Origin of the sequence: Bacillus sp. ISL-78 (genome assembly GCF_018613455.1) — a bacterium.
Taxonomy (GTDB): Bacteria; Bacillota; Bacilli; order Bacillales; family DSM-1321; genus Peribacillus; species Peribacillus frigoritolerans.
On sequence record NZ_JAGGQC010000035.1, the window covers coordinates 1 to 9,586 of the forward strand.

The 9,586-nt window shown below is 40.8% G+C and carries 4 protein-coding genes and 1 pseudogene; 3 read left to right on the plus strand and 2 right to left on the minus strand.

Features of this window, described 5'->3' with window-relative positions:
* Positions 1-480: 480 nt before the first annotated feature.
* Positions 481-2,637, minus strand: coding sequence for a serine hydrolase domain-containing protein (locus J7I96_RS24695; RefSeq protein WP_214926262.1), 2,157 nt, complete (start codon positions 2,635-2,637; stop codon positions 481-483).
* 294 nt (positions 2,638-2,931) lie between these two features.
* Here J7I96_RS24695 and J7I96_RS24700 point away from each other — a divergent pair, with 294 nt between their 5' ends.
* A complete protein-coding gene (locus J7I96_RS24700) occupies positions 2,932-4,725 on the plus strand; it encodes a helix-turn-helix transcriptional regulator (protein WP_214926271.1) in 1,794 nt (597 codons plus the stop codon).
* Between the two features lie 675 nt (positions 4,726-5,400).
* On the opposite strand, the gene J7I96_RS24705 is transcribed toward J7I96_RS24700, so the two are convergent.
* Positions 5,401-7,410, minus strand: coding sequence for a serine hydrolase domain-containing protein (locus J7I96_RS24705; RefSeq protein ID WP_214771504.1), 2,010 nt, complete (start codon positions 7,408-7,410; stop codon positions 5,401-5,403).
* A gap of 1,054 nt (positions 7,411-8,464) precedes the next feature.
* Between J7I96_RS24705 and J7I96_RS28925 the strand changes: the two are divergent.
* Together J7I96_RS28925 and J7I96_RS24710 are read left to right on the plus strand one after the other, a co-directional pair.
* A pseudogene (locus J7I96_RS28925) lies at positions 8,465-8,549 on the plus strand (carboxypeptidase); the annotation flags it as partial.
* 91 nt (positions 8,550-8,640) lie between these two features.
* The gene (locus tag J7I96_RS24710) at positions 8,641-9,180 is read left to right on the plus strand and encodes a VanZ family protein (protein ID WP_214771502.1); all 540 of its coding nucleotides are present in this window, start codon (positions 8,641-8,643) and stop codon (positions 9,178-9,180) included.
* Positions 9,181-9,586 lie beyond the last annotated feature (406 nt).

The window sequence follows — 9,586 nt, forward strand, 5'->3', positions numbered from 1 at the left end:
CTGCATAACCAGTTAAATAACAACATAGTACATTTACCCCCATCAAAAAAATGAGAATATGGAGGGTTTATTTTAGCATGGCTTTTTTACTATTGTGTTTTCATACAAAAAATCAGTCTTTTTTGTACGCACATGTTAGTAAATGAAGTATCTTAATGAAATCCAATAGATATCAAAAATTAACAACGATAATTTAATGAATGTTCCTTGTAAGAGCTACCTTTACATGAACATTCTTTTTACTCATTGGTAATTGTACAAAAACATATAATTTGTTTTTTGAGAACCATTCAACTTAACGTTTGGAACAACAAGAAAAATAAAAGGTTGATTCCTTAACGGCTTTTTTTAAGGTGAAATTTGCTTACTTTACAAAATTCCCGAAATGTTGGCAGTACCCCTTCCTTACATGAACAGACTGCAAATCTCAGCAAGAAAACCGACACCGCCCGAATAAAGGGCACGATGTCGGCTTTAAACTTAACGGCCAAATTCCTTATTGAATATTTTATCGCGAGCCGTCGAGACTTCCGGGGCCACCGAGTTGATGGCCGTTACCAAAATATGCTTCCCGCCTATAGGTCCGCCAACTCTCGTTTCAAATCCAAAAGTACCGCCGGCATGCCCCCAATAGGGTTGCCCGTCCGGCGTTTTTCCTTCATAAATCCCTAGTCCGACTTTACCCATAGGTGAATCTACTGCTGTGAGCATCTGGTCCATCATCTCTTGATTTAAAAGTTTTCCACCTAAAAGCGCACTGAAGAAGGTAGTCAAATCATTGACTGTTGAAACCATATCTCCGGCTGCATTTGCCCATGATTGATTCACTTCTGTCAAATCATACAAATGACCCGATTTGTCCATATTATATCCTGTGGCATGCTCACCTGGAATATAGGAACTATTCCCCATCACGAATGTCCCTGTCAGCCCGAGCGGTTCGATGAACCTTTTCCTGATCTGCTCCGCATACGTATCTCCTGTTACCTTCTGAATAATTTGACCGGCTAGTACTGTATTGATGTTGGAATAATTCCATCCCTCCCCTGGTGCAAATACAGGTGGCTTTGCAAGGGCCAAACTGATAAGCTCGTCGACGGTATAATAACGAAATGGATTTTGAGGCAAGGTAATATCCCGCATATTCGAATCCGTATAGCTTGCAAGCCCGCTTGTATGGTTTAATAACTGACGAATCGTAATTTTTCTGCCGTCATACCCGTTACCCTTTATGACACCCGGCAGCCATTTTTCGACCGAATCATTCAGGTTCAATTGTTTCTCCTCAGCCAACTGCAATACAACTGATGCGGTGAACGTCTTCGTGATGCTTCCAATACGGAATGAAAAGTTCGGCTCCACCGGGCGTGGTACTTCGTAGCTGGCTGTACCTGTAGCGTAGGGCCAGCGTTTCCCGTCCTGTAGCCCTCCAGCCACGACACTCGGGACTCTTTTGTTGGTTATAACCTCATCCATGACGCATTTGACTTCTTCCCGATGCTTGCTTTTCTTTTCCTTCCCCTTGAGTTCTTTTTTGGCTTCTCTTGCGAATTCCGACGCTAAAATTTCGTTGATATGTTTATCCGCATTTCCTAGTACATTGATATTTATAGAGATGACATGTTGACCGTCTTCCGTTCCGCCTGCAAAGTTGGTGAATCCGGGAATACCGCCGCCATGTCCCCATACGATGGTACCGTCCGGCAGTTTTGTTCCGTGTATGCCAAGTCCATACTTTCCATATGGGGAGTCGACTGTGCTGGTCATCATTTCCTTCTGTATCTCTGGTTTCAACAGCTTTCCGCCTAATAAAGCGCGGAAAAACGTCGTCAAGTCTTCCCCTGTCGAGATCATTTCCCCGCCGGCGTTAGCGAATGATGGGTTAAGCACAGTAATATCTACTAATTTACCTCCACTGTTCAAGTAGCCTCGTGCATTTTTTTTCGGAATATCCACCGAGCTACCAGGGAGGAACGTTTCTTTAAGTTGAAGCGGTTCAATAATTCGCTTCTTAATCTGTTCGGCATATGTTTCCCCGGTGACCTTCTTGATAATGAGCCCCATAATAACCGCATTCGTGTTTGAGTATGCCCATCCCGTTACCGGCTCTAGCTCCAGGGCCTGGGCAATTAACTGTTCGGGTGTATAATTTTTGCCTGGATTATCGAGTAATTTAGTCTTGAGTTCTGGAGTCAAGTAGTCTGGAATTCCACTTGTATGATTTAACAATTGACGAATCTTAATTTTATTGCCGTCGTAACCCTTGCCCTGCACAAGCCCCGGCAGCCATTTCTCCACCGTATCATCGAGACTTAGCTTCTTCTCGCCAGCAAGCTGCAAGGCAACCGTAGCGACAAACGACTTCGTTGTACTTCCTATCCGGAAAGCGGAGTCGGCGTCCACCTTATGGTTTCTTTCAATATTCGCTTCACCGGAAGCATATGACCAGCTCGAATCTCCTTTCTTTACGGTATTGATAACGCCTGGAATATTGTCGGTATTGGCAGCTTTATCGATAGCATGTTGGGTTGGCGTACACGCCGCTTGTACAGTTCCATAACTAGGGTATACCATTGTACCCGCCAATATAGCTGTTAAGGTAAGTGCTGCTCCTTTTTGAATGATGAATGATTTCATAATGCATCGCTCCTATTATTTTGGAATGTTGTGTTGCTTCACTCCCTAACCTTATCCCCAAAGTTGTTAAATCGGACAGTGATGAAACCGCCAAACTTTTGATGACATCGCGCTCGACCCCTTCATTACATAGCATGACAAACTGTCAACAATCTCATGTGACGTGTTGACAGCCAATTTCTAAACCATTCCCCCCTCCTTTGCTTGACGCATCGGTAGTTATGGTACATGATAGCTCTGAATCATTCGAAATTGGTTTGCAAAAAAAAAACAACAAGTAGGTGTACATAATCCGTGTTCTCCATAATGAAAAAATGGTTCTGGTATGATTGGATATTTTTGGCCATACGAACGCTTTGGCTGATCATAATCGCAAGCGCTGATTTTATCAACCCTTCATTAATCGATGCATCTCTTTGGATTGTTCTTTCTCTTGCCTTTTTCGTTTACCTCGTTCCATTAATCGTCCGCTATAAGAAAGAAGACCGGTATCCTGCAGTCGATGTCACGGCAGCGGGCATTTTTCATCTTTATTTGGCCTACGCAGCACCAGGTTTGCTTTGGTCTTTCGTTTTACTCGTGATGATTATCGGCTTGGCGAGCAGTCGAAAAACCTATATGTGGACAGGTCTCCTCTGTGGAATCGCATTCCCGGCATTGAACGGTTGGATTGCTGATCGTCTCCCGTATGAGTTTATCATTAGCTGCACCCTGGGTTTTGCCATCGGCATCGCGTTTAATATATTAATTCAGTCCCATAAGCAAGCCCAAATTATTCAAGAGCAGAAGCAGTTGCTGGAGCAGCATATTGGGCGGATTGAGGAGCTTACACTGATTGAGGAACGCAGCCGGCTTTCACATGAGCTGCATGACACGATTGGCCATGCACTTACCTCGCTCATCTTCGGTGTCGAATCGCTGCGATCTTCCGTACCTGCTTCGCAGATCGAGAGAGTCGATTCGCTTGTCGGTATTGCCCAGCACAGTCTGGATGATATCCGAAAGCATCTGCACCAGCTTTCTCATACTCCGTTAAGCCATTCGTTAAGTGAATCGCTGCGGCAATTAACCGAAAAGTTTATGAAGTCGACAGGTGTAACGGTCAAATTTCGTGTGATTGGCAGTGAGACTCTCGTTATGCAAAAAATAAACTTTTGTCTGTATCGCTGCCTTCAAGAGTCTCTTACAAACGCGGTTCGGCACGGCCAGGCGAACGTGATATCCGTTCAGCTTCATTTCGATAGTCAGCAGGTCCGGTTACAGATCGAGGATAACGGCATCGGAATGGAAGAAACCCAATTCGGATTTGGGCTCAATGGGATGAAGGAACGGCTTGAACTATTTCACGGCACGCTGTCCATTCATTCCGGGTCTGGGCAAGGAACTTTAGTCATATGTAATATTCTGTTGCAGACAGAGCCAGTACATGACACAATCCGCCTGTTGATCGTTGATGACCAGGCGATCATTACCGACAGTTTGAAGCAACTTTTGGATCAGCATGCTGATTTCACCGTCGTTGGTAAGGCGGGGGACGGGGGCGAAGCATTAGAACATTGTGAGCGATTGCAGCCCGATATCGTGCTAATGGATATTCGCATGCAGGAAATGGACGGGCTTGAGGCTTTACTTGAGATGAAACAACGGTGGCCTGATATGAAGATTGTGCTCATGACAACGTTTGAGGATACCTTGCAGGCGACAACTGCATTGGAGCACGGGGCGGAAGGCTACATGCTGAAGTCGATTCATCCGCGGGAGATGAAGGAAGCCTTGAAACTTATTTATAACGGTGGAACCTGGATCGACCAATCGGTCGCTACGCGAGTTTTCGAAGAGATGAAACGTCAACGCGAGCAATTGGAGAAGATCGGCTCAAGTAAGGAAAGCTACCCGTATGGGCTTACGAAACGAGAAATGGAGATTCTGGAGCATCTGTCAAACGGCCTGCGCTACAAGTCAATCGCCGCAAGGCTATTTTTATCGGAGGGAACGGTCCGCAATTACTGCTCGAAGCTCTACTCGAAGCTCGACGTCAACAACCGTGAAGAAGCAATAAAAATGGCGCAAACGGAGAATATCGTGTAGGAGCAGGAGAACTTTTTCGATATTTCTCTTGTTTTTTTCAAATGCTTCTTCCCCGCAATAATCAAATCGTTTATCAACCTTAACAATTAAAGTCACATAATAGTAGTTTGAGTAATTATAGAAATTTAAACTGTTTTTCAAAAAAAAGCACATTAATCCTCCTTGAATCAACACACTAGTTAAATTTTTAAGCGCCTTGTATGTTTTTTTATTTTTAACACGGTTCTTATTAAACCCTTTTTATATGTATCTAAGTCAGAATGTTTAATAGATTAACTACAGGAATGCTATCCTGCCCCGATAGTTCATTACGCGGAAGACCAAAATCAAGTATTGATATCGCATTTTTTTTAAAACATCGTGACTTTTTTTCAAAGCTACCAAAAAGCCCTCCAGTTAATTTGGAGGGCTTAGCATGCGTTTTTTCCATAATCATATACTAAGTCTTTCTGAATTGATTAAACATAGAAGAAACTCATTCAAAATGGAGGATGGAGAAATAACAGCTGTTATGTTTATGGAAATTAGAACAAAAGATTAACACGTTTTATAGAAAAATGAAGGAATACGAAAAAGAAAAGTATCTCTCCTATAGGAAATGCTACTTTTCCTCCTATTGTAAGAATGATTGTACTCCCCTTAAATATTTGCTATGACTCATGTTTGGATGAATCCTTACTTCTGCTTAATAGGCAAAGCATGATAACCAAAAGCCAAATCGAGTAAGGCACTCGCTTCTTGACGTAGTAACAGATCCTTGGGACGGAAGGTAAAGGTTCCGTCGGTGTGGATGGTAGTATCAGGGTCTACGATTCCTTGTGAGGCAAGTGCTTGAATGGATTGGACCGCCCAGTCATCCGCAGCATCAAGCAATTTTACTTGATTGGCTTGTTCAGACTGAATCTGCCTTAAGTTTTGAATCATGGCTGCTGCGACTTGTCTGGTAATCGGAGTCGCATGGTCATATCCTGGTATACCAGTTATAAATTGCTTCTTGGCCTCTTTGGCGTCATCTGGGAAATTGCTCCATCCATGTGCAAGCAACAAGGCATCAGCAAATTCTCCTTGTGTCATGGTGCCCATCGGATCGAATAGATTGCCTGCTTTAGCATTCATGATGTTTAAAGCATGAAGGTTGTCGATATGGCTTCTATAATTACTATTTTGCGGGATATCAGCAAAAGGCGATTTGATGTTGATTTTCTGGGAGTGAGCGGTAAAGCCTACCCCTTTAGGGTTGGTGTAATAAAAATATGCGATTTCTCCAGCCGTATTTTTTTTGAAAGCAACCTTATTTCCTTCCGAATCCTCAAACAACAACGGATGGATCATTTTGAGGACATGCCTTCCAGTTTTTTCATCCTCCATGACCAGCGCCCCATTTTCATAGGTAAAGTGGGTACGAATCGCAAATATCCGTGTGTTTTGGTACAAGCCCAAGTATTTTTGAGCTTCTTTTCCCTCTAACGGGAGATTTATTGGTTTCTCCACCTTGTGAGCAGGGAAGTAGTGATCCATAAACTCTTCATACACGTCTTTACTCATCATAGTGGCATCATTATTGTAAGACATGAAAAATGCGGTTTTCTGTTCAGGAACCAAAACCATCAAAGAAGAATGTCCCGGCATATTCCCTCCCTTTAATGCCACGTGTTGACCGTTAGCAAGATCATTGAAATACGTTTCAAATCCAACTGTCGCAATAGGAATCGTCTTATCTGCGAAAACTTGGTAGGCATGCATCATATCCATGCTTCTTTTACTTACGATTTCTTTACCTCCAAACTTTCCATTCTGTAGCTGCATAATCATGTACTTTGACATGTCTTCTCCAGTGGACAAAATGCTTCCTTGTGGTGCATCTGTTAGACCATGCCCACTTGTTGGAATAGGATCGCCAGTGGGACCGTAATGTGTAGCCATTCTCTTGAGAAGATCAGGCGTAAAACGTACATTTGTAGACTTCATGCCTAATGGTTTAAAAATATTCTTTTCCATATATCTTGAGAAAGATGAGCCCGTAACATTCTCCACTGCATATCCTGCGAGTGAAAATGCGAAGTTGTCATAGGTATAAGCTTCACCGGGCGGCCGTACCACCGTCGGCATATGTTTAGAGAAAAACTCCTTCATCGGGATATCTTGATTAACGTATTCGGGTCCGGTTATTGTAGTGATATCGGGAAAATCCACGCCGCTGGTATAGGTCAGCATATCAAACAGGGTGAGGGGTTTTCCTGTTTTATTGGGTATTTTCAATCCACCGAGATATTGTTGTACATCTTGATCTAGTTTAAGCTTTCCTTTATCGACTTGTTGCATCACGGCCAAGGCAGTAAAAGTTTTCGAGACTGAAGCAATTTGGAAGACCGTTTCCTTATTGACGGGAATCTTCTTTTCTTTATCTGCATAACCGTACCCTTTATTGATGACGACCTTTCCATCATGGACGACGACAAAACTTGAACCGTTTACATTGTACTCCTTCATTTTTTCCTCAAATAACGGATCAGCAAAAGATTCTATTTCTTTTGCATTATTGGGAGCTTTCGTCATTTGGACATCGGGCGTGGATGTCGATGGTTTTGATTCTCCAACTTCTAATGATTGTGGGGAACACGCAGAAATCATGCTAGTTGAAGTGAGAAGAATTGCGAGACTGAGTGTATTGATTGCTTTTTTCATTTTCGGACTCTCCTTTGTTTGGACTGAAAATTTCTTGTCAGCACAACGAGTGGTCAGCTCGTCAGTGTATAAACCGAGTGTAGCAAGCGGAAAGTCATTGTAGCTAGTGACCTTTCGTCATCTTCATGCATGACATAGAGCGTAGTACCGATAGTTTTATATTCATGACCTATAAATCATGACACTTTGACACTACCGTATGTAACAGGCGAAAAGTTAGAATCGAAGAATAATGTATTAGTAAAGAAAAGAAAGAGGAGGAGAAATTCTAATGACGAAAGAAGCAGCGCAAGATTTCTACTTTTTGTCGTTTAACTTAGGTTCTGGATTGTTTTACGAAACAAATAAACGCAATACCAAAATTCAATAACATCTGCCTCTTATTTTCCTTTTTAAAAAAACTTTCAAATCCATCCATTATTGAACCAATTCCTAATAAAAGATATATATTTTTCATGAAATTAAAATTAAGCTCTTTAAATATCTAATCAGTATGAATGGTTTAGTACTTTCTCTTTCTTCAAAAAACAATCCCATTACATATTTCAACTTATTTGTCACTAAATTTCCCCATAATCTACAAACTGAATTTAATGAACTATACCATAAAGCAAACGGGTCTTCTTCAGCTAACGCCCCCGTTCGTTCATTAAGAAAAGCGATTCTTATCGGAACAACTTTATCGACGTGATTACAATTTCTCTGGCCGTATGCCAAAATTCATTTTGAATAAAGTTTGATTAAAATTTTTTCTGTAAACTCCAAGCTGTGGCTAATAAAAGTAATCACAATGGTTTCCTTTCCTTTTGAATGGACTCTTCGTCTTCTAAAAGTTTAATCAAAACTCATGTAGAAATCTTTGATTGAAAAGAAAATTATCACAACTTTATACAAAACTTCGCATTTCAAGACACAATTACCAATGGCGGATCCCCAAGAAGATTAACAATAAATCCAAAGTAAAAATTTAAGAAAAATTTAATGTTTACACCACTTTTTATTTTAAAAGTTTTTCCTATCCTATAAACAAGTCACTTCATGGAGGAGACTAAAAATGAAAAGGTGGGGGTTTTTATTGGTTTTTTGCATTATCTTTTATTTTTAAGTTATTACCGATATCCCAAGATAAAGTAGAGGATCCGAAAAACTTTCGGAGATGATAGCATAGTGTAAAGTAGGTTAAAGCATAGAATATAAATTGAAAATGAATTAGGAATTGGGGATCTATATATGGAAAAATCAAAAAACAATCAAAATAAAGTAACTGCTGGCTTGTTGGCCATATATTTATTTGCATTAACATGGATTATAGTCTTTAAAATGCAATTTTCATTCCAAGGCTTGCCGGATTTTAGGGAAATCAACTTAATCCCTTTGGCTGGTTCAGCTAATGTTAATAATCAAATAGATTTTAATGAAATAATCTATAATGTACTTGCATTTATCCCATTGGGAATTTATATCAGTATGCTAAAACCAAATTGGTCTTTCTTGAAAAAGATTGCAGTAATAGCAGGAGTTAGTTTGTTATTTGAAGGATTGCAATTCATCTTTGCTATAGGCGCTAGTGATATAACTGACTTTATGGGGAATACTTTAGGTGGAATTATCGGAGTTGGAGTTAATATTGTATTTTGTAAGCTGTTCAGTACAAAAGCAAATAAAATCCTTAATGTTTTAGCTTCAATCGGAACGATATGCATTGTTGCATTATTGCTGTTTTTAATATATCTCAGGATTAGTGGTGTTATTATTTATAAAGTTTCCTAAGTAATTGGAAAATTGCTGTTCATGAAAATTAACAGAGGGTATGCCAGCAGATTCTTTATTTATAAAACAAGAATGACAAATATCACAAGCCACCTATTTTTGAGGATGGCTTTTTTAAATTCTATTTCTCTAAAAACAGAAAACATCCTTCTTCAACAAACTGTCCCAATAGTTGAAGAAAAGTCAAAGAGCACTCTTCAACTATCCTAACCCGTTAGCCATCCATGAAGCGCAAAAATCAGCGCTTCACCACAGAGAATGAAAATGGTTCAGAACGGTCAATACTGATTCTACGGCTGGGAGAGGAAGGTCGATGAACTATGGTGCGTTAGAGCCCATCCGTTAGTCTGACTCCAACGACCAAGGTGCACCACTGACTGTCGCTCCCTTACGGGAAGCACACATG